Below are 22,045 nucleotides of genomic sequence, written 5' to 3'. Positions count from 1 at the left end.
GCGGTAAGTATTGGTATACTGTATATAGTTTTTAGAAGATGTACTGACAGCCGGATGGGATCGGCGGTTTGCGGGTCTTGTCCATAACGACACGATGCGTTTACGACAATAATGGGGGTACATGTGATGAAGAGACGTTGGTTACTGGGCGTTGCGACTGCATTGATGGTCTTGTTGCTGCCCGCATGCAGTAGTGGCAGTTCGGCGCAGAAAACTTCTAAGGGTCCGGTGACGATTACCTTTTGGCACCGGATGACCGGCAATTACAACAAGGCGTTGGAAGGGTATATCAAGACATTTAACAGTAGTCAAAAGCAATATAAAGTTGTCGCAACATCGCAGGGTTCGTATGACAATCTGCAGAAGAAGTACCTGGCATCGGCGAAGTCCAAAACCTTACCGACGATTGGGCAGGTGACGGATACGATCATTCCGGAATACGTTCATGACGGGATGCTGGTCAACATTGATAAGCAGGTAAAATCGCAGTTTTCCGCGGCTGAATTGAAGTCGATTTATCCCGGCATTGCCACGAATCTGAAGTATCAGGGCAATTATTATCAGATTCCGTTTGCCACCGGGACGCGGTTGATGTTTTATAACAAGGATATCCTGGAAAAATATCACCTCACTGTGCCGAAAACTTGGGAAGAGCTGACCAAAATCGGGCAACAGCTTAAAGGTGATGGCATCACAGGCGTCGCGTTTAATAAGAGTTATGATTTTGAATTTGAGACATTAGCGTATGATGCCGGCAATCGCCTGATTACGCCGCAGTATAAGGCGAAAATCGATACGCCAGCTAGCATCAAAGCCATGACGGCGATCACCAGCATGCTGCAGGATAAGACAGCTGTCACAGCAGGATTAGATAATTACTTTAATGTGCCATTTGTTCAAGGTAAAATTTTTGCCGGCTTCGGCTCTAGCGCCACGATTCAGCAGATCGCGTCAACGGCACCTAAGAGCATGCATTGGGGAACCGCTATGATGCCGAGTTTTGCCGGTAAATCCAGTTCGGTTCTGGGCAACAACGGTATTTCTGTCTTCAAAGGGGCCTCCGCGGATCAAATCAAAGGCGCGGTTAAATTCATGAAGTTTCTGATGAGCACCAAGATTCAGACGCAGTGGGCCAAAGCCAGCGGGTACGTGCCGGTTGTGTCGACCGCCACGAAGTCAAGCGACTATCAAGCCTATCTCAAAGCCAACCCGAACTACCAGGCCGCGGTCGACGCTTATGATGATGCATTCTCGTCGACACCATTCATTGGCTATAACACTTACCGCAACAACTTGCTGGATGCCGTTGACCAGACCGTTTCCAAAAAGGCTGAGCCTAAGACTGTGCTAACCAAGCTGCAAAAGCAGGCCGAAACCATTTTGAAAGATAATCGTTAATTAACCAAAAGAAAGCAGGCGCGTCCATGACGACATTCAAACGGATTTTAAAACGAACCCTTATTTACACCGTGCTGGTACTGGGCTTAGCGGTGCTAATGACGTTTGGCTATGTCGGCTATCAAGACGTCACCGCTGGAAAAGGCTACCTTGCCTTACGCTACCTTTTACTAACGGCAGAGTCCGTGGTCGGCGGTTTTTTCCTGTTCTTCATCGTGGTGAGTCTGGACACATGGCGCGAACATCGGGAAAAGAAGCGGAAGACAAAATAATAGATTGTCGTGCCAAACTCCGCAATCTCCGGCCAAATGGGGCTGGAACGTGGTGGGCACGACTTTGAGCCTCAGCAAAACCGGCTGAGTCTCAAAGATCGGCCTCATTGTAGGCGGTAAACCGCCAACAATGATTTTCTACCAGAAGTCAAGTCTCATTCATTAGGTTTTTCAGTGTTCTTGCGGTTTTCCTGTGGCGTATCGATAACGCCATGATCTAAAAATTTGAGTACACTAAACTAAGCCTTCGGTATTTCATTTTTTGACGGAGGTTGTTAGAATAAGTGTTGAATCAGATGTTGCCTATCGGCCTTTAGTTGCGATGCGATAGACATAGGTCTGATTGTTAATAACTAAACTGTAGAGTGTCCTGATGAGACGTGAAACAGATGCAATGGCAATCTTCTTGGTTCCGACCGCCGAAGAAGATTGCTTTTTCTTTTTGTAATAATCAACGATATGGTTGGGTTTGTTGGATCTGGCCGCAGAGGAAACCATGCAATTGATCACGCGATAGAGAATCTTACGAGCGTATGGATTACCGCGCTTTGAGATATGATCGCTTGCCGTATAGTCACCTGATTCATAATGACGAAGATCAATGCCTACGTAAGCATTAACCTGATTGCTTTTCTTGAAACGGGTTAAATCGCCAAGTTCTGCTAACAAAGTTACGGCGGAGGTTACCCCAATGCCAGGTAAGGATTCAAAGATTTTTAGCTCGGGTAGCGGAATAGCTAGAGAGCACATTTCCTTAATCAAATGTTTACGCCGTGCTGAGAGCCTGATTAGCTCACCCGCAATGTATTGAACCTGTTCTAACTCAACTGGTACTGCCGAGACGGCTGGAGCGGCCGTCAGTGCTACTTTGCCAAGCTTGTCCGCAATTGATTTCGCCCGTTGTTCGGATGTCGGGTACGGCGTTAGATGCCGCAGTGTTTCCACAAAAGCATCGAAGTTCTGACGAGACTTTAACAATATCTGTGGATGTGGGAATGTTTGAACAAGCCGCCAATAGAAAATACCATCAGTCGTTCCTGTAACGTGTTCCAACTCGGGAAAAGTTAACTGCAGGTATCGATGTAGGCGATTTTTGTTCGTCACTAAATCCTGAACTGCCTCTTGATAAGTGCGATCTAAGTCTTTCAAGGCCATGTACACTGGATCCTCGACAAACGATTTACTACGATTCAAGATCAACTGACTTTGTGAGAGGCCGAGTGCATCCATGCGATCAGTCTTTCTCCCGTGAAGTCCCTTGATCATTGATAAATCATGCTTGGCTTGAAGCGGATTAAGCTGCGTGTAGGGAACTGCATGTATCTCCAGAAAATGCTTGAGTCGCCGCGAGTAGACACCGGTCGCTTCAAAGACCACTTCAGGGATCTGTTCAGTATCCTGATCTGAGTATTGATGGATTAACTTAAGCAACTTGTCAAAACCCAGTAAATCATTAGTAATGGTGCAAGAATCGACTTCTCGTTGTGGTTCCGCCACAACCGAAACAGAAGTCTGTTTAGAACTCACATCCAGACCAATTGCAATACGCATGTAATTACCACCCTTCAAATTTTTGGATCCTGGTCATCTACTTTTCAATACACGGCGTCAAAGCGCCCATTAGACTGCGACCAGACTCTCAGGATCAATGAAGCCTGCCAATTTCACCCACGGCATTAAATGCCAAGTTGTAATCTACGGCGTTGGCTTCACGCTCACTCTAACAAAAAAAGTGATAGATATTGATCTGGCCTGATCAATATCTATCAACTAAGTTAGTCTATTTCACCACTGAGCCCCATCTGGCCTCCGATTGCTACGCTTTGGCACTGACGTTTTAATAATTCAAACCAATTTCCTAGGAAAACTAAAAGCGGACATACTCCAGTTATTGTTGAGTATGCCCGCTTTTGTATTGTGGCCGTGAATTATGATCCGGCTTCATTTTTATCTGTTTATAAGGCTAATTCAGTTAAACCCGGTTCAAGTAACGCTTCAAGAATTCCTTGGTAGCTGCCTGCTGTGGATTGCCGAAGATTTGATCCGGCGTGCCGGACTCGGCAATGATGCCGTTGTTCATGAAGACGACGCGATCGGAAACATCGCGGGCGAAGGCCATTTCGTGAGTGACGATGATCATGGTCAGTCCGGTGTGTGCCAGGGCCGTCATCGTGTTCAGGACATCATCGACCATTTCCGGATCCAGCGCACTGGTTGGCTCATCAAACAGGAGCACTTCCGGATCCATTGCTTCGGCGCGGGCAATGGCGACCCGCTGTTCCTGCCCGCCGGAGAGCTGATCCGGTTTGGCGGCAATGAAGGGATCCATGCCGACTTGTTTCAACAGTTCCAACGCGTGGGTTTTGGCGGCAGCAGCGTCACGTTTTAAGACGGTTTGCTGCGGCACCATTACGTTTTGCAAGACGGTCATGTTGTTGAACAAGTTGAAGCTCTGAAACACCATGCCGACTTTGGCGCGATAGGTGCTCAACTTTACGTCTTCACCTAGAATGCTTTTGCCGTGAAAAAGAATATCGCCGCCAGTTGGGGTTTCCAACAGGTTGATGTTGCGCAACAGGGTCGACTTGCCGGAGCCGCTGCGACCGATGATTGAAACAACTTCGCCGGCTTGGACGTTAAAGTTGATGTCAGTCAGGACTTCGTGGTTCCCAAAACTCTTTTTGAGATTTTTAACTTGGATTAATGGTTCGCTTGCCATGAGCTAGTCCCCCTCTTTTGCGGTGCCAATTTTTGGCGTTTCAACCTGCATTTGATTGTTCATCACGTTGTAGTCTTTGGGTCCGTCGAGATGTTTTTCGATGAGCCGGAAGAGGCGGCTGATGGTGAAGGTCATGATGAGATAGATGCCGCTGACGATCAGATAGGTGTGGAAGAACTGGAAGCTTTGGCCGGCAATGGTTTCGCCGCTGAAGAACAGTTCGGAAACCGAGATAACCGACAGCACGGACGTATCCTTAATATTCACAATGAACTCATTCGTGACCGCTGGCAGGGAATTACGAACCGCTTGCGGCAGGATAACTTTCATCATGGTTTGTAGGTGCGTCATGCCCAGCGCACTGGCTGCTTCGAACTGCCCTTCATCGACGGAAATAATCCCGCCACGGATAATTTCGGAAATGTAGGCGCCAGTGTTAATCGAAACAATCAAAAGCGCTGCGGTGGTGCGATCCATGTTCAGGTGCCAGGCTTGGGCGGCGCCATAATACAAGACCGCTGCCTGAACAATCATTGGCGTGCCGCGGAAGACCTCGATATACAAGGAAAGCAGCCAATTGATAACTGCCCGCAAACCGCGCTGTCCCAACTTCTTGGGTTTTGGCGTGGTGCGAATAATCCCGACTAACAGGCCGATGATGAAGCCAACAAGGGTGCCGACCAAGGCCAGTAACAATGTCATACCGGTACCACGCAAGAGCATCGGTCCGTACTGCTTCATAATGGCCATGAACCAGTTACCGCTCTTTTCGGTCGAAGGCTGATTATCGACCGCCTCATTCATCAGGCGTGCCCGCTCCTTTTTAGAAATCGTAGCGAGCAGTTCATTGATTTTAGCTTTATTGGGATCGTTTTTCCGCAACCCGATTGCCAGGTTGGTGTCGCTGGCATCGGTTTTAAATCCCTGGCCCTTGGCAAAATGGATATACATCAGGTTCGGGTTGGCGCGTTCTGCCGTGATCCCTTCAGGAACTTCGGAAACGTAGCCGTCAATGGTGCCAGACTCCAAGGCCACCCGCATCGCTGGGAAGTCGTTCATGGCCGGTTCCTTGACGACTCCTTTGATTTGGTTGATCGCCTGATAGTGATAAGTACTGAGTTGAGCCGTCACTTTGGCGCCTTTAAAATCAGCAATACTCTTGGCTTTTGCATATTTGCTGTCTTTACGGACGACCATGGTCAGATTGGAAATGTAGTACGGATTGGTAAAATCAATCGTTTTGCGCCGATCCGGTGTTGGTGACATCCCGGCGATAATGGCATCGATTTTGCCGGAAGTTAAAGCAGGCGGCAGGCCATCCCAAGAGGTTTTGACCACAACGACTTTCTTGTGCAGTGCCTTAGCGACTTTCCGCGCAATCTGAACATCGTAACCATTGGCGTATTCATGACTGCCTTGAATCTTGACCGCGTTATTGGCATCTGTGTTCTGTGTCCAATTGAACGGTGCATAGCCGGCTTCCATACCGACTTTGAATGTGTTGTCGTCGCTCGCAGCATTGACCGGTTTAGCAGCAAAACCGCCAAGCAGCAGACTCAATACGAGCCCCAGCACACCCAAACGTGCAACCCAGTGTTTTTTCATAAAATGACATTCTCCCTTCTTGTAGTGGGAAATAGAGCTGGAACCAAAAAATCGACCTTTATTGAACAAGCAATAAAGGTCGATTCCATCGATTTTAGTCATAAACCAGAATCATAGCGCCCCGAAGCAACCTGCTTCGACAGTCCATGAGTTATGCGCTCATGGCCCAATGCGGATCGTCCGAACACGGCCCGACATTTCGGCGGCGGCACTTACGACTGGTTCAACATGATCCGGCACTCCCCAGTTTTCGTTGCCCACCGCAACCTCTATTTCTTGGTGGTGTATTTAAATGTCAAAATCGAGTTTAGCGGAATGGGGAATGAAAGTCAATTAAGTCTGTGCTGGCAAATGCATGAAAAATAGAAAGATATTTTGAAAAAATGACAAAACGTGTTAAATTTGTCTAATAAACTTCTCATAAAAAGGGGCGGGTGCTGATGCCGGAGGAGCCTGTCAAAGTCGGGGCCTATTTACGGGCGTTGCGTCTTGAGGAAAATGACTCATTGGAAGAAATTGCGGCGGGGATTACGACGGCCGCTACTTTGTCACGCTTTGAACGGGGGGAGACCCAGCTCAGTGCAGCCGTTGTTTTAAAACTGTTAACGCGCTTTGATCAAGATGTTGAATTGATGCAACAAGGCTATCGGGCATTGAATCCGGAGAATTTTTTCCAACAGGTTAATCGGGCCACGGTTGCCGGTAAGTCAGCGTTGCAGGTGTTAGCGCAAAAGCAGTATCGCTTGTGGCGACAAACCGGGCTGATTTTTTACCGACTGAATCAGATTAATATTCTGGCCCACAATGGGTTTACGGACCCGAGTTTTCAGACAACACCGCAGATGAAAGACGACGTTATCAAGTATTTGAAACGGATTCGGTACTGGGGATTGTACGAACTTGATCTTTTCGCCGCCACCTTGGTGATATACGACCATGAGCAACTGATGAGTTTGGTCATGGAGCTGGTTTTGGACTGGCCGGATGTGAAGGGCCATCCAACCCGGAACCAGTATCTGTGGGCGATCCTGACGAATAGCATCGCCTTGCTGATTCATCGTCGGGAGTTTGTGGATGCTGTGCGGCTGCTCAACGTCGCCAAGAACTTACCCATTCCGGCCGATGATCTCTATGCCCGGATCATGTTGCGCTACCAAGAGCAGCTGCTCACTTATCATCGCGGCCAGCATCGGGCGGCTAAAATGGCGGTTAAAAACTTACTGGCAACGCTAGCTTTATTGGACTCGCCGTTTTTTGCCCAATTGTTGACTAAAAGTTGGCGACGATTCCTGAAGGAGGAGGCGCAGGCAAAATGACGATCGGTGAACAATTCAAACGATTGCGTAAAGAGCGGCGGCTGACGTTAAAAGAAGCCGCTGGCGACATTGTTTCGGTATCAAGCCTTTCAAAATTTGAAAATGGTACCTCACAGTTGGCCGCCGATCGCTTTTTCCTATTGCTGGATCGATTGAATCTGGACTGGGACGCGTTCACGCCTTCACGCTCGGATGCACCATTACCATTTTTGCATCGTTATCTGGTGGCGGCACAGCAGGCAGATGTTCAGGCGCTGGCGGGTATCTTACGCCAGTTGCCGCTGGCGAATACCAATCAACGGTTGCTGTTGCATTTGACGCTGCATAACCATGCACCGGAACGCTTTTCCGTGTTGGCTCGTGAACGTAAACAGGCGTGGTCGTTGTTGACGAATACAACGGAATGGTCGCTGTTGTTGCGGCTGATCGCGCTTCAATTAACCGGCATCATCGCGATGAAGGATTTGGAAGGACTGATCAAGGCCATTGCGAACCAAGTGCAAACACCGAACACACCACAGGATCATTTGAATCTGGCCAATCGCGCGTTCTTGACCGCTTCTCTTCGGTATATTGCGGCAGGGCAACTGGACAACGCGCAGGAAACACTTGCGTTAATTCGGCAGGCAACAGTGGGTGACATGGGGGTTGAGTTTCAGATTGCCTGCACAAAACGTCTGGTGATGATTTATTCACCGGATAAAAGCAAGGCAGCGCGCGGTTGGCAAGAGCTTGCCCAACTGAAGGCGTTGTTGAATGAGGTGGCGGCACCGGACTGGACGGCAAGTTGGCTGCCAGCTTTGGAGGCGTTAGCTGAGGTAAAGCGGTGTGGTAAGGAAGCCTGACTTTGCTTTTTGGAAAATTCGAATAGTAGCAGTTTGTAACGGACTCGCGATCAGCGGAATTAAGTTGATTGTGGATCCGTTTTTTTGGTGTGTTCCACGTGAAACGTCATGAGTTAAGAAGGAAGACTGTTTTTTGACACGATAATAGGTTCGCAGTCAAAGAAAGTACGCGCCACCTTGTGGATCCTTGATATTGATTCGGACGACCTTCAATAAGTAGCGCAGCCAACGTTCCTGTGTCGGTTGGTCCAAGATATGCTCTAAACTGATGGCCTGTTGGCATAACTCGTATCCGGCTGTGGTTTGACCAATGACGGCTTGGTACCAGCCGCGTAAAAATAAGAGGAGAGCCGAGTTTGAAAGGTCGTTGGTGTCATGTAAAATTTTTTCGGCAGTGGTGAGGACTTTTTTGGCATCGGTTAAGTGGCGTGTGTTGATGAACACGGTGAAGGCGGAGAAGAGCGTCTGAATCCGCAGATTACCGATTTGATTGAAGGCGCGATATTTTTCCGAACGCTTCATCGCTATTGGCAACAAGTTTTGAATGGTTTCAGCAGGTAAGGCGACCATGAGATGGCGGAACCAATAAAGCTCAAAGTAATTCCAGGTTTCGACCGAGTAGAGATAGCTGACCAGCGGCTTGGCGCGTTCCTGCAATTGGGCCATGGCGTCGGTCACATTTTTGAATGGTGATGGCTGGTCAGGGGGCTTGACGCGATCAATCATGGTTAGGCGGAAAATCTGGATGCTGATGAGTTCAAATTGGGTTTGGCGGTTGTGGTCGTGCTCGTACCGTTTCTGCCAAGCCTTTTCCTGTTTCAACAAATATTGATAGTCGGCTAGCGTGGGATTTTCAAAGCCAAGCCGGTCCTGATTGGCGATGACCTCTTCGAAGTCGCGGTGAACTAAAGTGTTGTAAACAAACCGCGTGTGAGCCGAGGGTGGGACGGCGCCTGCCTGGAGATCGCGAATGAAGACGAATTCTTCCACCGAAATGTTGATGCGAAAAAGCAGGTGACTCAGGCGGGCAAAGCTGATATTGGAGTGGCCTTGTTCGAACTTACTAATGAAAGCGATGGAATTATGGGCATCTGCGACCTGTGCCAAGGTCAGATGGTGGTTGCGCCGGAGTTGGCGGAAGACGGCGCCGTCAGTGGGATTGATTTTTTCTACCATAGTGGAATTTCACCTCGCCTTGAGTGTAGCCTGCTTACACTCAAAGTACAAACCAAGTAGGAATCGAAAATGACATGCTTGGCTGCAGGGAGGTAGCAACATGCATGAATATTTCAATAATCGGGGTTATCGCGCCATTTTAAATGCCAGTTTGTTAAGCGGGATTGGCGATAGCCTGTATAACATCGTGTTTATCATTTACGCGGCCACGATGCCGTTTAAAAGTCTGGCCGTCACATTGGCAGCGATGGCAACCACTTTGCCGACGATGCTGTCGCTGGTGACTGGCAGTCTGGCCGATCGAACCCAGGCCAAAACCAGTCATATGGTGGCTACGCGTATTGGCCAAACGTTACTTTTCCTAGGGTTGGCAGGGATGATCCTGCTGCCTGCCAGCTTGCCATTGTTTTTGCTGTTGCTGGGCATCAACATACTTTCTGATACCCTGGGGCAATATGGGAATGGTCTGGTGCTGCCACTGTTGCATCGACTGATTCCCGCTAAAGAACTGAACACGGCGATCAGTTTTCAAAGCGCGACCGGTACGACGGTTCAAATGATTTTTCAGGCGGTCGGTGCGAGCCTGATTGTCTTGCTCAACCACAATTATGCGCTGTTTGGCGGGCTTAATGCTGTGACGTTTTTACTCGCAGCTTGGGTTATAACCCGGGAAAAGAGTCGCCTTAAACAGGCCGAGCCACCAGTTGTTGCGCATACGCATCAGCCGATTCTCAAGAATATTGGTAATGTGCTCAAATTTCTGGCAACCAACCGTTTTCTTTTGGCAGTCATTGTTTTCGCAATGTTTGTCAATACACTGGGCTCATCGGTTGACGGATTAATGTCAGTCTCGCTGGTCCAGCAACCGGGCATGTGGCTGCGTGACTTTGGCACCACGGTGGCTTTGCTGAATATTGTCTTCTCGGTAGGGCTTATTCTAGGCGCACTGTTTGCCCAGGATGGCTTGCAACGGCTCAGTACGTTCAAACTGCTGAGTCTTTTGACAGCGGCGATGATTGGGCTTAGTTTTAGTTTCTTTCTTTTCCGTTCGCTTGCTGCCGTCATGGGATTCAGCTTCGTGACATCCTATCTCATGGGAAAAATCAACCCGCGGGTGTCGACGGTGATGATGCGGCTTGTTCCTGAGCAGCAGATGGGGACAACGGCAGGGGTCGTTAACCTAGTGGCGCTTTTGGGTATGCCGGTCGGTCAAGTGGTTTTCTTCACATTGGCAAATGTCATAAGTGCTTCGGCAAGCTGGATGCTCATGGCGGCGCTGTCAGCGGTGTTATTATTAGTGCTTTTATTAGTGGGCACGCGCATCGCCGACCCTGTCTTTACCGATTCTGAAAACGCTACTGAAAAGGTATAGCTGAGGTTCTCGTTAATTGGTATCTACCAATATACCAATTTCAATAGATACCAATTTGAAGTGCGTACTTGATGTATGCGCTTCTTTTTTTAAATTTCATTTTAAGTGAAAATGCTTGCATAGCGGCGCGGAGGAAGTCATACTAACTTATTGGGAAGCCTTGTATTTTTGATTATTTTTGTTTTTTGCAGATATTATTTTCGAGGCAACCACAAATTTTTAGGAGGCGTAATAATGGTCGGAATCATTCTTGCTAGTCATGGCCAATTCGCTGCTGGCATCAAGCAATCCGGTCAAATGATCTTCGGTGAGCAAGAAAAAGTCGAAGCCGTGACCTTCATGCCCGATGAAGGCCCGGATGACTTGCACAAGCACCTCGAAGATGCGATCGCTAAGTTCGACCCAGACGATGAAGTTTTGTTTTTGATCGATTTGTGGGGCGGATCACCATTTAACCAAGCGAACACGATTTATGAGGAACACAAGGATAAATGGGCGATTGTGACCGGACTGAATTTGCCGATGCTGATTGAGGCTTATGGCTCGCGGCTGTCAATGGATTCTGCACAAGACATTGCCGCACATTTACTTGAAGCCGGACGTGACGGTATCAAGATTAAGCCAGAATCACTGGACAAGGTGAAGAAGCCAGCTGCTCAAGCTGCCGCACCAAGTACAGCCAATGCTGGCCAACCGGGATCATTCCAGTATGTTCTGGCCCGGGTTGATTCACGTTTGTTACATGGTCAGGTTGCAACCACTTGGACTAAGACCACGAACCCGACGCGGATTATTGTTGTCTCTGACACAGTGGCAAAAGATGAGCTGCGGAAGAACCTGATTAAGGAAGCGGCACCATCTGGCGTCAAGGCACATGTTGTTCCGATTGATCAGATGATTAAGTTGGCCAAAGATGATAAGCACTTTGGCGGTCAACGCGCATTGCTATTATTTGAAACCCCTGAAGACGCATTACGCGCCATTGAGGGCGGTGTTCCGATTAAGGAGCTTAATATCGGGTCAATGTCGCATTCAGTCGGTAAGGTTCAGCCTAATAAAGTACTGGCCTTTGACCAGAAGGATATCGACACCTTCCACGAACTGGCCAAAGATGGCGTCAAATTCGACGTTCGTAAAGTGCCATCCGATCATCCGGATGATATGAACGCGATTTTGAAGAAAGCTCAAGACGAATTGAATGCGCAGAAGTAATTTTTGAAATGGAGGAAGAAGACTTATGACTTTGAATTTTATTCAAATCATCCTGGTCCTCATCGTGTCATTCCTTGCTGGTATGGAAGGTATTTTGGATGAATTCCACTTCCATCAGCCAGTTATTGCGTGCACGTTGATCGGACTTGTGACCGGCGACTTGACCCCTTGCTTGATGCTTGGCGGGCAGTTGCAGATGATCGCCTTAGGCTGGGCCAACATTGGCGCGGCCGTCGCACCCGATGCTGCATTGGCATCAGTTGCATCAGCTATTATTCTTGTTCTTGGCGGTCAGGGTACTAAAGGCATTAGCTCAGCGATTGCGATTGCGGTTCCGCTGGCCGTTGCCGGTTTGTTGCTGACCACTTTGGTTCGTACCTTGGCAACCGCGATTGTTCATATCATGGACCGCGCTGCTGAAGAAGGTAGTTTCCGTAAAATTGATTTCTGGCAATGGGTTGCGATCTGCATGCAGGGCTTGCGGATTGCCATTCCAGCCGGCTTGATCCTTGCCGTTGGTGCTGGCCCAGTGCGGGCATTGCTTGAACAAATGCCTGATTGGCTCACTAAAGGTCTTGGCATTGGCGGGGGCATGGTTGTTGCCGTTGGGTATGCCATGGTTATTAACATGATGGCGACCCGCGAAGTATGGCCATTCTTTGCTATTGGTTTTGTTCTGGCGACTGTCAAAGAAATTACCTTAATCGGCCTTGGTGCTATTGGTATTTCCTTAGCACTGATTTACTTGGCACTGTCCAAGCAAGGCGGCGGTTCAGGTAACGGCGGCAGCTCAAATAATAGTGGTGCCGGTGATCCTGTCGGCGACATTATTGACAATTATTGAGAAGGAGGTTGACAAACATGGCTGAAGAAGTTCATATCACAAAAAGCGACCGAATTAAGGTTTGGTGGCGGTCAACCTTCCTTCAAGGTTCTTGGAACTACGAACGTATGCAGAACGGTGGCTGGGCTTACACCTTAATCCCTGCGCTGAAACGTTTGTATCACACCAAAGAAGACCGCGCAGCTGCTTTAAAACGGCATCTGGAATTCTTTAACACTCACCCATATCTGGCATCACCGATTCTGGGTGTTACGATGGCACTGGAAGAAGAACGTGCCAATGGCGCTCCGATTGATGACAAAGCCATTCAGGGTGTCAAAGTCGGGATGATGGGTCCGCTGGCTGGTGTCGGCGATCCAGTGTTCTGGTTCACGGTTAAACCAATTATTGGTGCGTTAGCCGCATCGCTGGCGATGGCCGGCAACTTAATGGGACCAATCCTTTACTTCGTACTTTGGAATGCGATCCGTATGGCGTTCCTATGGTACACTCAGGAATTTGGTTACAAAGCCGGGAGCAAGATTACCGAAGACCTTTCCGGTGGTTTGCTACAGGAAGTTACAAAGGGTGCCACAATCCTAGGTATGTTCATTCTGGGATCACTGGTCAATCGATGGGTTTCCGTCAAGTTCACGCCAGTTGTTTCGGATGTTCCGAACCAAAAGGGTGCCTACATTGACTGGAGTTCATTGCCAAGCGGTAAAGCCGGCATCCAAAAGGCTTTGGAATTGCAATCTCAAGGACTGTCACTAACAAAGAATAAAGTGACAACGTTACAAGATAACTTGGATCAGTTGATTCCAGGCCTAATGGGCTTGTTGCTAACCTTATTCTGCATGTGGTTACTGAAGAAGAAGGTTTCTCCAATCGTCATTATCCTTGGCCTGTTCGTTGTCGGGGTTGTCTTCCACGTCATCGGTTTGATGTAAGACAAATTACCAAAATCGAACAAAACGCCCAAAAGCTCAGACACAAAGTCTGGGCTTTTGATTTATAATGGAAGAGCGTGAGCGTGGCCGGTTAGAAACCGGAGCATAAGTGGCCTTGGTCGTGATGGCCGGTCTTTGGCCATTGCGACCAAGGTCCTTATGTGCAGGTTTCTGGCCACGCGAACGCATTTGTGGCGTTTCGGGCACCGCGTAAGCTTTAAGCTTTAGCCTCTTACACAGAGCTCTTAACCACACTCCCACAGCACACAAGATCAGTCTAAAAGGATGGCAAAAAATGGTTCAATCAATCAACACCAAATCAGAATTAGTGATGGAAGGCACAGCCTTTATGGGAATGCCGGTCTATGGCAAGATCATGATCGGCGATAAGGGCTTCGAATTTTTCAACGAAAAAAATGTGCATGACTTTTATCAAATTCCTTGGGATGAAGTTAACTGGGTCATTGCATCTGTCATCTTCAGGGGCAAATGGATTCCTCGTTTTGCCATTAAAACCAAGAAGAACGGGACGTATACGTTTGCGGCGAAGGATGCCAAAAAGGTCTTGCGTGCCATTCGTGAGCACATTCCTGCCGATCGGATCGTCAAGTCACTGACTTTCTGGCAAGTCGTGAAACGGGCGTTTACTCGGAAAAAATAAATTGCGTCTTCTATCAGAGGGCGTCAAGAAAAGGCAGCTCGCCATTTCCGGAAATCGGAGTGGCAAGCTGCCTTTTTGCATTCTTGATATTTTGTAGCATGGCATCGACATCCGTCATGACCGCTAACGTTACTTAGGCCGAAATTCTTTAAATAGTTCATCAATAGAACCATATTCCGGATCGCGCAGTTGAACTTTCAAAGCGTTGGCGTTGCTAGCGGCTTGTTCCGGCAAGCGTGCGCCAGGGATGACCACGGCAATATCCGGATTTTTCATATACCAGGCAAGCATGATCTGGGCAATGGTTGCTTGATGCGCGTCCGCGATGCCGTCAACTTCGCGTAAGGCGGCCAGAATCGTCTTGAACTGGGAAGCGGAAAAACGGCCGCTGAATTTTTCGGCGTCATCCGGACCATACTTGCCAGTTAATAAGCCAGAGGCAAGCGGGAAGTACGGAACGAAACTGATGTGTTGTTCCTGGAGGTAAGGGAAGAGCTTCGTTTCAGCGTCGCGGTGCACGAGGCTATAATTATCTTCCACAACGTCAACTTGCTGATCCTGATTCGCTTCTTTAATTTGATCGAGTGAAAAATTGGAAACGCCAATAGCGCGAACTTTCCCGGCCTTGCGGGCATTGGCGACAGCATTGACCGCTTCGGCTTTATCGGTTTTTTCATCAGGGAAGTGAATATAGAAAATATCGAGGTAGTCGGTTTTGAGGCGCAGCAACGCGTCATCAATTGCTTGGGTCAAAAACTTGGGGTCGTTGTTGGGCTTGAGATCCTGGTGGGGGTCTTGTGCCGCTTTGGTCGCCAGAACAATTTTTGCACGGTCATAGCCTTGAATCGCCTGACCAATCAAGGTTTCGGATTGGCCAAGGCCATACATATAAGCAGTATCAAGCATGTCGATGCCATGATCCAACGCTGTTTTCACAACCGCCAGTCCGTCTTCGTCATGCAGGTTGGGGAAAAGATTATGTCCGCCAACCTTATTGGTGCCCAAACCTAGCTTGCCGGTAACAACATTGCTTTTTCCGATCGTTGTTGTAAGTGACATTTGGTAATCTCCTTATTTTGAGTGAGCGTGAGCCACCGCGGGTAGAAGTCGGAGTGTAAGTGGCCTTGGGCGTGATGGTCGGTCTTTGACCATTGCGACCAAGGTCCTTACACGTAGACTTCTGCGGTGGCGAACGCGTTATGGTGTGAGCCTAACATAATGCCAGTTTAGAAAAAGTAAGCTTAATGTGCAAACGCTATTTTCGATCCGATGCACTGAAAATGCTGGGAGTTGCGTTGATGACCAGCCCAACCGCAAACATGATCAGGGTTAAGACCACTGTGACCCACAAAAGTAGATTCCATGATCCGGTGAGTGTCTGGATAAAGCCATAAAGCATCGGACCCACTGCCGCGAATAAGTATCCCAAGCTTTGGGCGAAGCCGGATAAACTGGCAGTTTCGTATGCATCGGCCGTTTTCTTTTGGAAGAAGACGATGCAGATGGCAAATGCTGCCCCGGACGCAACGCCCATCAGCAGGGAGAAAATCACGTTTAAGCCGAAGTTGGCACCGGGAATAAGAATGCCCAAGGCGCCTAGTGCAAAGCCCAGCATGATGCCCCAGACGCTGTACGCAAGGCCGTGGCGCCGTTCGGCAATAAATGGAATGGATAATGTCGCCGGCATGCCGCTCAACTGAAAAATCGTAGCCAGATTACCCGCGGTTAGTTGCGAGAAGCCGGCAGCCTGCCACAGACTCGGCAACCAGGTCAGGAGGGAGTAATAGAGAAAGCTCTGTAGGCCGAAAAATAACGCAATCCACCAAGCCAACAGCGAATGAGAGACGGCCACGTTTTTGCGGGCACTGCCTTGCCAGGTTTTGACGGGTGGCAAGGTGCGCAACGCCAATGTCCAAATCACCAAACCGGCCACGCCAACGAGTGAAAAAGCCGCCATGGTCAGCTTCATATGAAATTGCTGGTTCAAGAGGCCAGCCAAGCCGGTCCCCAGTGAAGCGACCAATCCCATAGTCACGGTATACAAGCTGGTTTTAGCGCCGATTGACTGCGGAAACTGATCTTTGATAATCGCTGGCAATAACACATTCCCACCAGAAATCCCAAAACCGATCAGCAGTGTGCCAACGATTAACGCAATCAAACTAGGGATAATCCGCAACAAACTGCCAAGTAACAGGATCACAAGCGCAATGAGCAAACTCCACTCATTACCTCGGCGATTCCCCATTTTGGCGATAACAGGCGATGCCAAGGCAAACATCAGCAGCGGAATCGTCGTTAATAAACCAGCCATAGAAGCCGGTAACCCAAGCGTATGCTCAATCGTCGGCAACAGCGGTGGAATCATGGTAATCGGCAGGCGCAAATTAGCCCCCACCAAAAGAATGCCCCATGTAAGCAAGGTGGTCGAATGATGCTTTTCCATGTGTCATGTCCTCCTCGAAAAGTGACTAGCAGTCTAATGCTAGCACTTTTCCGAAAGAGCGTGAACTGGCGCGGTTAGAAATTGGAGACAAACGCGTTGTAGAAACTCAACAATCAATTCTTCTCATGCACTTGCCACGGCTTGATCGTCAACCCAATAGCAATGGCACCCAACAATGCCAGTCCTGCAGCAACCAGCATGGCGATCTGAAGACCGGCGATAAAGTATTCCGGATGGTTCGTCGGATAAGTGGTAACCCGACTACCGGCAAGCTGGCTCATTGTTCCAAACAAAACCGTTGTTGCCACCGCGGTACCGCTGACCATGCCAAGGTTGCGGGCCAGCGCGTTGAAACTGCCGGCGATGCCCAGCTGATCTTTTGGCACCACTGACATGACCACGTCGCCGATGGGGGACTGGAACAGCCCACTGCCGATACCAATCAAAAGGGTGCTGATGATATAAATCATGAGTGGCGCATCCAATTTTAAAAATGCGCCGACAATGCTACCGGCCGCAATAAGCAGGCTGCCCAGCAACGCAACGGCCGGCACCTGCCACTTGTCAGCCAACCAGCCGCCGAATGGTGCAAAGAACACCATCATCAATGGATAGAGTGACAGCAAGGTGCCTGCCGCGCCCGGCGTGAGGCCACGCGCATCTTCAAGGTAGAAGGGCATTAAAACGGTGCTGAAAAACTGAACCATAAAAATGAAGAAGACGGTCAGGACTCCTAAAGTGAAAATGCGGACTCGAAAGATACTCATTGGCAGTAACGGCGTCTCTTGATGATTTTCAAAGATCAGGAATGCCGCCAGACTGATGATGGCCAAAGCGAAGGTAGCAAGCACAACTGGATCGCCGAAGCCGCTTTGTTGAGCCAAGTTCAGTCCCCAGAAACCGCTGGCGATGGCCGTGGCCTGCAGCAACATTCCCCACTTGTCATACGTGCCGGGTTGCGGTTCCCCGTTATCCATTGACCACAACGAGATTCCCAATGCGACAACGCCGATCGGTACATTGATCAGAAAAATCATCGGCCAACTAAAATGTGCCAAAATAAGGCCACCGAGACTGGGACCGGCCACGCCGCCAAGCGCCACAAACGTACTGACAACGCCCATAGCACGGCCGCGTTCAGCTAGTGCAAACGTCGATGTCACAATCCCGTAAGTGTTCGCCAAGGTCATCGCACCACCGATGGCTTGCACCATGCGGCCCACCATCAGAAAATTAAAGCCAAGATTAATGCCAGCCATCAATGACCCAACCACGAAGGTACCGGTGCCCCACTTGAAAATTCGGCGTTTGCCAATGCGGTCGCCAAGTTTACCAAACGGCAGCAGTAGGGCACTTAATACAATCAGGTACAGAGAGACCGTCCATTCCATCCGGCTCGCCGAAACGTCCAGGTTCTTCGCCATAATCGGAATCGCAATATTGACGATCGAGCCATCAAGATTTGTCATAAAAGCGAAAAAGCCTAATGCTATCAGTAGCCACCAACGTTTGGATCCAGTTGCAAAACGCTGCATATAAATTCCCCCAAACGCGTTTCTGGCGCAGAAGTCTGCGTATAAGGACCTTAGGCGCAATGGCCAAAACCGAGCCATCACGCCTAAGGCCACTTATACTCCGACTTCTAAACGCGCCAGTTCACGCTCTTGAAAATCTTAGGGGCAATGGCTAAGCATGCCATTGCCCCTAAGGACATTGATATTCAATTTTAAAAAGACATCAACTGCTGTCGGCGTTAACCGCATCGTCGAAAAAGGATTAAGCGCCTAAGTTGATGAAGTCACCGTTTTCGAGCAAAATTTTAACGAAATCCGGCACAGTATCGGTCCGGTTCCAGTCGCGCTGCCACTCGCAAGCTAACTGCGCATTGGTAATCAGCTGCGCACCAGCCTGTTCAACCCGTCGCAGGGCCGTTTCGTGGGCAATCTTTGAGGTGCCGCCCACGGCATCGACGACTGGATAAACCTGGAAGCCTTCCGCTAACGCATCAAGCGTCGGGAAGGTGAGACAGGCTTCGGTCCATAATGCGGCCATGATGAGCTTTTTCCGTCCGGTAGCTTTGACTGCTTCAACAAAATCCTGATCCTGCCAGGCATTAATTGAAGTTCGGTCAATGCTTGGTTGGTCGCCGAGAACTTTTTTCAAATCAGGAATCGTGTCCTTATTCCGGCCACTTTTGACATTAACCGTTGAAAGCACGATCGGGACTTGATAAATTTTGGCCAATTTAGCGGTCATCACCACGTTCTGAATAAGCGCATGATGATTCATGGAGCCGATAGATTCGACCTGCGTTGGCTGATAGTCAATCAAAATCAACGCTGAATTTTCTGGTGTCAATAGCTGATCTGTCACAGGATCACGCCGTGGATAACTTGTCATTAAAAATCACTCTCCTAGTTTTAGTGAATGACGAAACTGAAAGTATCCCTACCAGCTCATTCTAATCCGATCTTGATAAAAGCAGTAATAATTTGCCCAGAGCGTGAGCGTGGCCGGTTAGAAACCGGAGCGTAAGTGGCCTCAAACACTTTCAACTATTAAGATCAGCCAAAATATGCCCAACCACGTCATCATGTGACCAACTGGCAGGAATGGTCTGCTCACCGGGAATCCCCAATAAATCATGCGGCTGGAACCAGCGGCGCATGCTGTCGGCACCAAACTCGTTAGCTTTAGCGCGACCGGCATGACGATGAAGGGTTTCTTCAAATGACAGATCATAATAGTAGATGAAAGTGCGATCGGCTGCGGCAATTAATCCTTGCAGCATCTGGCCGTAACGTGCCGCATTCAGGATGCCTTCAACGATAACCACTTTTTCATGTTGCAGTCCGAAGCGGGCGATGAGTTCAATTAAGGCAATATTCGGACTGTTAGGTTTATCTTTTTCCGCTAACATGTCGCGGCGGATCACATCCTGGGAGATCAAAAGTGTGTCAGTGAGGTGTTCACGCAAGACTTTAGCAGTGGTTGTCTTGCCACTGCCTGAATTGCCACGTAGAATGACGAGTTGATGCATCAGTCAAAATACCCTCTTTCCCCAGCGATGAAATGGGCGAGGGCCTCACGATGTTGCTGGTTAAACAAACGCGGAGCGGCTGCGGGATCGAAGAATTTTAGTGCCTCGGTCTCATCGTTATTGCCATTTAGTTCGCCGCCTAATTGTTTCACGAGAAACACTGGGCACAACCACTGGGCGACATCGCCGTTTGGATAGGTGAGGGTCAGATTGCCATTGACGCCGAGCAAGGAGACAACCGTGACCGATAAGTTAGTTTCTTCTTTGAACTCGCGAACCATTGTCTGCGCCGGCGTTTCCCCATATTCAATCGTGCCACTGATGAGCCCCCATTCACCGGTAAAATCGCTGCGTTGCTGAAGTAAAACGCGGCCAGCGTCATCCGTTAAAATGCCAATCGTCCCCGCCATAATCAGCGGCATATGTCCGACTTTTGCGCGAACCTGCTTAATATAGTCTGCCAAAAAAATCCCTCCCGAAAATTGAGTCTACTCCAACAAACAAGTGCGGAGTCATGCTATGATTTAGGTTAACATAGTTGCGACTTGGATTATTTCCTGGGTAATAATTGTGGTATGTTTTAGACAAACATAAAATGCAAGCAGGAGCGTTTAGAAATTGGTGAATCAGTGGCCAGTAACCGCGTTCAGGAAATATAATGAGACCTTTTACTTAAAGCTCCGCAAATCGTGTAACCAAATGAAGAAAGAGAGTGTGCCCAAACATGACAGTAACGTTAAAACATTTTCAAACGGAAGATCTTGAGACATTGTGGAAGGTTGCCTTTTCCGATCCCAATGCAGAATGGCACAAGTGGAATGGGCCTTACTTTAATGACGAAATTCCCACACTGAAAGAAATGCAGGATGATCAGGCCAATCAGACCGGCTATCAATGGGTTGCTAATCCTTTTGTTAACGGCATTTGGGATGATGGTATCTTAATCGGCGACGTCTCCGCGCATTATGAAGACGGGGATTTGCAACGGTGGCTGGACTTGGGTATCGTGATTTACGATGAGAGCTACTGGGGTAAAGGCATTGGCAAGCAGGCGCTGGATCAGTGGATTGATCGGATCTTCGGCCTAATTGACTTGCCGCATCTGGGCATCACGACTTGGTCCGGGAACGAGCGGATGATCGGTTTGGCCAAGGCAGTGGGGATGAAGCAAGAAGCCCGCGTGCGCCAAGTTCGTTATTATCAGGATCGCTACTGGGATTCCATTAAATACGGTATCTTACGTGAGGAATGGCAAGCGCTGCGGCAACAGCAATAAGTTAAAGACCAGCAAAAGAGGCGGCTTAGTCAAGTCGCTTTTTTGCTGGTCTTTTTGGGCTTTAAGTGTGTCTGTAGTGTAGAGGGAGGCTGAACAAAGAAAGCGTCATTGCAGCATAAGGAGTCGCATTTTTCGCCACAAATAAGCCTTTGCCGGTTCACATGACTGGCAAGGGTTTATTTATTTGGCTTCTTCGGTACTTAATCGCTTATAAAGTGCCACTATTTCGCCAGCTAGATCGCGAAAGGTGATGGCGTTCATCAAGTGATCCTGACTATGCACCATCAATAAGGTGACCTTGGCGTGATCGCCTTGCGCTTCCGCCGTCAGCATGCCACTTTGGACATTGTGTGCTTGGGTTAAGAACTGATCGGCTTCTTTAAGTTTCTCATCAGCCAGTTTGAAATCGCCATCCTTAGCTGCGTGAATGGCTTCAAAGGCCGAACTTTTTGCATTCCCGCCATTGATAATCAAGCCCATGACGGTTTCGAGGCTCTGTTCACCTTCACTCATGAAGCTCCTCCTTCACTGTCATCGATTGCCTTTAACGAGGCTTTTAACACTTTTTCGCCGTTCATTAAGCCGTAGTCCTGCATGTTAATGACGCTGACGGGAATGTCTAAATCTTTTTTGAACTGGCCTTCAAGGTAGCGAACTTGTGGGCCGAGCATCAAAACATCTGGCTTCTCTGCCGCAAGCTTGTTGTCGGCATCGGAAGCCGAAGTGGCAAAAATATTAACGGTGATGCCGTCTTTTTCGGCGGCTTTTTGCATGCGTGCAACCAGCATACTTGTTGACATACCGGCAGCGCAGACCAACATAATCTTTTTCTCTGTCATTTTTCTGACCCCTTTTTTAAAAAGTGTAACCGTTTTCTGTTTCTTGTGCTATTGTAATTCGTAGGTACAAATTTTACAAGCGTTTTCAGGATTTG

At 48.8% G+C, this 22,045-nt stretch carries 22 protein-coding genes and 1 riboswitch; of the genes, 10 read left to right on the top strand and 12 right to left on the bottom strand.

From position 1 onward, the window contains the following. Nucleotides 1-126 precede the first annotated feature (126 nt). Both LACSTY_RS14325 and LACSTY_RS14320 read left to right on the top strand, forming a co-directional pair. Nucleotides 127-1,398 carry an ABC transporter substrate-binding protein gene (locus tag LACSTY_RS14325; protein ID WP_087913151.1) on the top strand — a complete coding sequence of 424 codons (1,272 nt, stop codon included), beginning with the start codon at nt 127-129 and terminating at the stop codon, nt 1,396-1,398. Nucleotides 1,399-1,424: 26 nt separating this feature from the next. Then, nucleotides 1,425-1,670 carry a hypothetical protein gene (locus LACSTY_RS14320; protein WP_087913150.1) on the top strand — a complete coding sequence of 82 codons (246 nt, stop codon included), beginning with the start codon at nt 1,425-1,427 and terminating at the stop codon, nt 1,668-1,670. 303 nt (nt 1,671-1,973) lie between these two features. On the opposite strand, the gene LACSTY_RS14315 is transcribed toward LACSTY_RS14320, so the two are convergent. The 3 genes from LACSTY_RS14315 to LACSTY_RS14305 form a co-directional block, all read right to left on the bottom strand. Continuing rightward, the gene (locus LACSTY_RS14315; RefSeq protein ID WP_087911850.1) at nt 1,974-3,221 is read right to left on the bottom strand and encodes an IS110 family RNA-guided transposase; all 1,248 of its coding nucleotides are present in this window, start codon (nt 3,219-3,221) and stop codon (nt 1,974-1,976) included. Nucleotides 3,222-3,642: 421 nt separating this feature from the next. After that, complete coding sequence (locus tag LACSTY_RS14310; RefSeq protein ID WP_087913149.1) at nt 3,643-4,389, bottom strand: amino acid ABC transporter ATP-binding protein; 747 nt, start codon at nt 4,387-4,389, stop codon at nt 3,643-3,645. Nucleotides 4,390-4,392: 3 nt separating this feature from the next. Further along, complete coding sequence (locus LACSTY_RS14305; protein ID WP_087913148.1) at nt 4,393-5,994, bottom strand: ABC transporter permease subunit; 1,602 nt, start codon at nt 5,992-5,994, stop codon at nt 4,393-4,395. 106 nt (nt 5,995-6,100) lie between these two features. After that, nucleotides 6,101-6,274: riboswitch (Lysine riboswitch) on the bottom strand. Nucleotides 6,275-6,434: 160 nt separating this feature from the next. On the opposite strand from LACSTY_RS14305, the gene LACSTY_RS14300 reads away from it, so the two are divergent. Both LACSTY_RS14300 and LACSTY_RS14295 read left to right on the top strand, forming a co-directional pair. Continuing rightward, the gene (locus LACSTY_RS14300) at nt 6,435-7,310 is read left to right on the top strand and encodes a helix-turn-helix domain-containing protein (RefSeq protein WP_087913147.1); all 876 of its coding nucleotides are present in this window, start codon (nt 6,435-6,437) and stop codon (nt 7,308-7,310) included. Next, a complete protein-coding gene (locus tag LACSTY_RS14295) occupies nt 7,307-8,155 on the top strand; it encodes a helix-turn-helix domain-containing protein (protein WP_087913146.1) in 849 nt (282 codons plus the stop codon). Before LACSTY_RS14300 ends, LACSTY_RS14295 begins: the two co-directional genes overlap by 4 nt. Nucleotides 8,156-8,311: 156 nt before the next feature. Here LACSTY_RS14295 and LACSTY_RS14290 read toward each other — a convergent pair whose 3' ends face one another. After that, nucleotides 8,312-9,331, bottom strand: coding sequence for a helix-turn-helix domain-containing protein (locus tag LACSTY_RS14290; RefSeq protein WP_087913145.1), 1,020 nt, complete (start codon nt 9,329-9,331; stop codon nt 8,312-8,314). A 100-nt stretch (nt 9,332-9,431) separates the two neighbouring features. Between LACSTY_RS14290 and LACSTY_RS14285 the strand changes: the two genes are divergently transcribed. The 5 genes from LACSTY_RS14285 to LACSTY_RS14265 all read left to right on the top strand — a co-directional run bounded on the left by LACSTY_RS14285 (nt 9,432) and on the right by LACSTY_RS14265 (nt 14,349). Beyond that, a complete protein-coding gene (locus LACSTY_RS14285) occupies nt 9,432-10,703 on the top strand; it encodes an MFS transporter (RefSeq protein ID WP_087913144.1) in 1,272 nt (423 codons plus the stop codon). A 234-nt stretch (nt 10,704-10,937) separates the two neighbouring features. Further along, nucleotides 10,938-11,915 carry a mannose/fructose/sorbose PTS transporter subunit IIA gene (locus tag LACSTY_RS14280; protein WP_049169395.1) on the top strand — a complete coding sequence of 326 codons (978 nt, stop codon included), beginning with the start codon at nt 10,938-10,940 and terminating at the stop codon, nt 11,913-11,915. Between the two features lie 25 nt (nt 11,916-11,940). After that, a complete protein-coding gene (locus LACSTY_RS14275) occupies nt 11,941-12,759 on the top strand; it encodes a PTS mannose/fructose/sorbose transporter subunit IIC (RefSeq protein WP_025013158.1) in 819 nt (272 codons plus the stop codon). Between the two features lie 17 nt (nt 12,760-12,776). Next, nucleotides 12,777-13,688 carry a PTS system mannose/fructose/sorbose family transporter subunit IID gene (locus tag LACSTY_RS14270; RefSeq protein ID WP_010490474.1) on the top strand — a complete coding sequence of 304 codons (912 nt, stop codon included), beginning with the start codon at nt 12,777-12,779 and terminating at the stop codon, nt 13,686-13,688. 295 nt (nt 13,689-13,983) lie between these two features. Beyond that, nucleotides 13,984-14,349 carry a DUF956 family protein gene (locus LACSTY_RS14265; RefSeq protein ID WP_010490477.1) on the top strand — a complete coding sequence of 122 codons (366 nt, stop codon included), beginning with the start codon at nt 13,984-13,986 and terminating at the stop codon, nt 14,347-14,349. A 129-nt stretch (nt 14,350-14,478) separates the two neighbouring features. Here the strand turns inward: LACSTY_RS14265 and LACSTY_RS14260 are convergent, their stop codons facing one another. From LACSTY_RS14260 to LACSTY_RS14235, 6 genes are all read right to left on the bottom strand, one after another. Further along, the gene (locus LACSTY_RS14260; RefSeq protein WP_087913143.1) at nt 14,479-15,408 is read right to left on the bottom strand and encodes an aldo/keto reductase; all 930 of its coding nucleotides are present in this window, start codon (nt 15,406-15,408) and stop codon (nt 14,479-14,481) included. A gap of 196 nt (nt 15,409-15,604) precedes the next feature. After that, entirely contained in the window at nt 15,605-16,795 is a 1,191-nt protein-coding gene (locus LACSTY_RS14255) for an MFS transporter (protein WP_087913142.1), read from the bottom strand. Nucleotides 16,796-16,908: 113 nt separating this feature from the next. Further along, nucleotides 16,909-18,330 carry an MFS transporter gene (locus LACSTY_RS14250; RefSeq protein ID WP_087913141.1) on the bottom strand — a complete coding sequence of 474 codons (1,422 nt, stop codon included), beginning with the start codon at nt 18,328-18,330 and terminating at the stop codon, nt 16,909-16,911. Nucleotides 18,331-18,571: 241 nt separating this feature from the next. Beyond that, nucleotides 18,572-19,195, bottom strand: coding sequence for a hydrolase (locus LACSTY_RS14245; RefSeq protein WP_049169572.1), 624 nt, complete (start codon nt 19,193-19,195; stop codon nt 18,572-18,574). Between the two features lie 151 nt (nt 19,196-19,346). Then, entirely contained in the window at nt 19,347-19,835 is a 489-nt protein-coding gene (locus LACSTY_RS14240; RefSeq protein ID WP_087913140.1) for a kinase, read from the bottom strand. After that, complete coding sequence (locus LACSTY_RS14235; protein WP_087913139.1) at nt 19,835-20,299, bottom strand: NUDIX hydrolase; 465 nt, start codon at nt 20,297-20,299, stop codon at nt 19,835-19,837. The genes LACSTY_RS14240 and LACSTY_RS14235 overlap by 1 nt, the downstream gene beginning before the upstream one ends. Nucleotides 20,300-20,559: 260 nt before the next feature. Here LACSTY_RS14235 and LACSTY_RS14230 point away from each other — a divergent pair, with 260 nt between their 5' ends. After that, on the top strand, nt 20,560-21,111 hold the full coding sequence (locus LACSTY_RS14230) for a GNAT family N-acetyltransferase (RefSeq protein ID WP_087913138.1): 552 nt from the start codon (nt 20,560-20,562) through the stop codon (nt 21,109-21,111). A 180-nt stretch (nt 21,112-21,291) separates the two neighbouring features. Here LACSTY_RS14230 and LACSTY_RS14225 read toward each other — a convergent pair whose 3' ends face one another. Further along, on the bottom strand, nt 21,292-21,624 hold the full coding sequence (locus LACSTY_RS14225; RefSeq protein WP_087913137.1) for a PTS lactose/cellobiose transporter subunit IIA: 333 nt from the start codon (nt 21,622-21,624) through the stop codon (nt 21,292-21,294). Further along, a complete protein-coding gene (locus LACSTY_RS14220) occupies nt 21,621-21,950 on the bottom strand; it encodes a PTS sugar transporter subunit IIB (protein ID WP_087913136.1) in 330 nt (109 codons plus the stop codon). Before LACSTY_RS14220 ends, LACSTY_RS14225 begins: the two co-directional genes overlap by 4 nt. Between the last annotated feature and the right edge of the window lie 95 nt (nt 21,951-22,045).

The sequence above is a fragment of the Lacticaseibacillus styriensis genome (assembly GCF_030770295.1).
GTDB lineage: Bacteria > Bacillota > Bacilli > Lactobacillales > Lactobacillaceae > Lacticaseibacillus > Lacticaseibacillus casei.
Note: the sequence above shows the minus strand (reverse complement) of the source record. Positions and strands in the feature narration are given on the sequence as shown.

What these genes read in the sequence shown, in the direction of transcription:
- LACSTY_RS14265 (WP_010490477.1), top strand. Translation starts at nt 13,984, where the DNA reads ATGGTTCAATCAATCAACACCAAATCAGAATTAGTGATGGAAGGCACA.
- LACSTY_RS14225 (WP_087913137.1), bottom strand. Translation starts at nt 21,624, where the DNA reads ATGAGTGAAGGTGAACAGAGCCTCGAAACCGTCATGGGCTTGATTATC.
- LACSTY_RS14260 (WP_087913143.1), bottom strand. Translation starts at nt 15,408, where the DNA reads ATGTCACTTACAACAACGATCGGAAAAAGCAATGTTGTTACCGGCAAG.
- LACSTY_RS14275 (WP_025013158.1), top strand. Translation starts at nt 11,941, where the DNA reads ATGACTTTGAATTTTATTCAAATCATCCTGGTCCTCATCGTGTCATTC.
- LACSTY_RS14255 (WP_087913142.1), bottom strand. Translation starts at nt 16,795, where the DNA reads ATGGAAAAGCATCATTCGACCACCTTGCTTACATGGGGCATTCTTTTG.
- LACSTY_RS14300 (WP_087913147.1), top strand. Translation starts at nt 6,435, where the DNA reads ATGCCGGAGGAGCCTGTCAAAGTCGGGGCCTATTTACGGGCGTTGCGT.
- LACSTY_RS14290 (WP_087913145.1), bottom strand. Translation starts at nt 9,331, where the DNA reads ATGGTAGAAAAAATCAATCCCACTGACGGCGCCGTCTTCCGCCAACTC.
- LACSTY_RS14245 (WP_049169572.1), bottom strand. Translation starts at nt 19,195, where the DNA reads ATGACAAGTTATCCACGGCGTGATCCTGTGACAGATCAGCTATTGACA.
- LACSTY_RS14230 (WP_087913138.1), top strand. Translation starts at nt 20,560, where the DNA reads ATGACAGTAACGTTAAAACATTTTCAAACGGAAGATCTTGAGACATTG.
- LACSTY_RS14315 (WP_087911850.1), bottom strand. Translation starts at nt 3,221, where the DNA reads ATGCGTATTGCAATTGGTCTGGATGTGAGTTCTAAACAGACTTCTGTT.
- LACSTY_RS14270 (WP_010490474.1), top strand. Translation starts at nt 12,777, where the DNA reads ATGGCTGAAGAAGTTCATATCACAAAAAGCGACCGAATTAAGGTTTGG.
- LACSTY_RS14305 (WP_087913148.1), bottom strand. Translation starts at nt 5,994, where the DNA reads ATGAAAAAACACTGGGTTGCACGTTTGGGTGTGCTGGGGCTCGTATTG.
- LACSTY_RS14310 (WP_087913149.1), bottom strand. Translation starts at nt 4,389, where the DNA reads ATGGCAAGCGAACCATTAATCCAAGTTAAAAATCTCAAAAAGAGTTTT.
- LACSTY_RS14295 (WP_087913146.1), top strand. Translation starts at nt 7,307, where the DNA reads ATGACGATCGGTGAACAATTCAAACGATTGCGTAAAGAGCGGCGGCTG.
- LACSTY_RS14280 (WP_049169395.1), top strand. Translation starts at nt 10,938, where the DNA reads ATGGTCGGAATCATTCTTGCTAGTCATGGCCAATTCGCTGCTGGCATC.
- LACSTY_RS14325 (WP_087913151.1), top strand. Translation starts at nt 127, where the DNA reads ATGAAGAGACGTTGGTTACTGGGCGTTGCGACTGCATTGATGGTCTTG.
- LACSTY_RS14320 (WP_087913150.1), top strand. Translation starts at nt 1,425, where the DNA reads ATGACGACATTCAAACGGATTTTAAAACGAACCCTTATTTACACCGTG.
- LACSTY_RS14220 (WP_087913136.1), bottom strand. Translation starts at nt 21,950, where the DNA reads ATGACAGAGAAAAAGATTATGTTGGTCTGCGCTGCCGGTATGTCAACA.
- LACSTY_RS14240 (WP_087913140.1), bottom strand. Translation starts at nt 19,835, where the DNA reads ATGCATCAACTCGTCATTCTACGTGGCAATTCAGGCAGTGGCAAGACA.
- LACSTY_RS14250 (WP_087913141.1), bottom strand. Translation starts at nt 18,330, where the DNA reads ATGCAGCGTTTTGCAACTGGATCCAAACGTTGGTGGCTACTGATAGCA.
- LACSTY_RS14285 (WP_087913144.1), top strand. Translation starts at nt 9,432, where the DNA reads ATGCATGAATATTTCAATAATCGGGGTTATCGCGCCATTTTAAATGCC.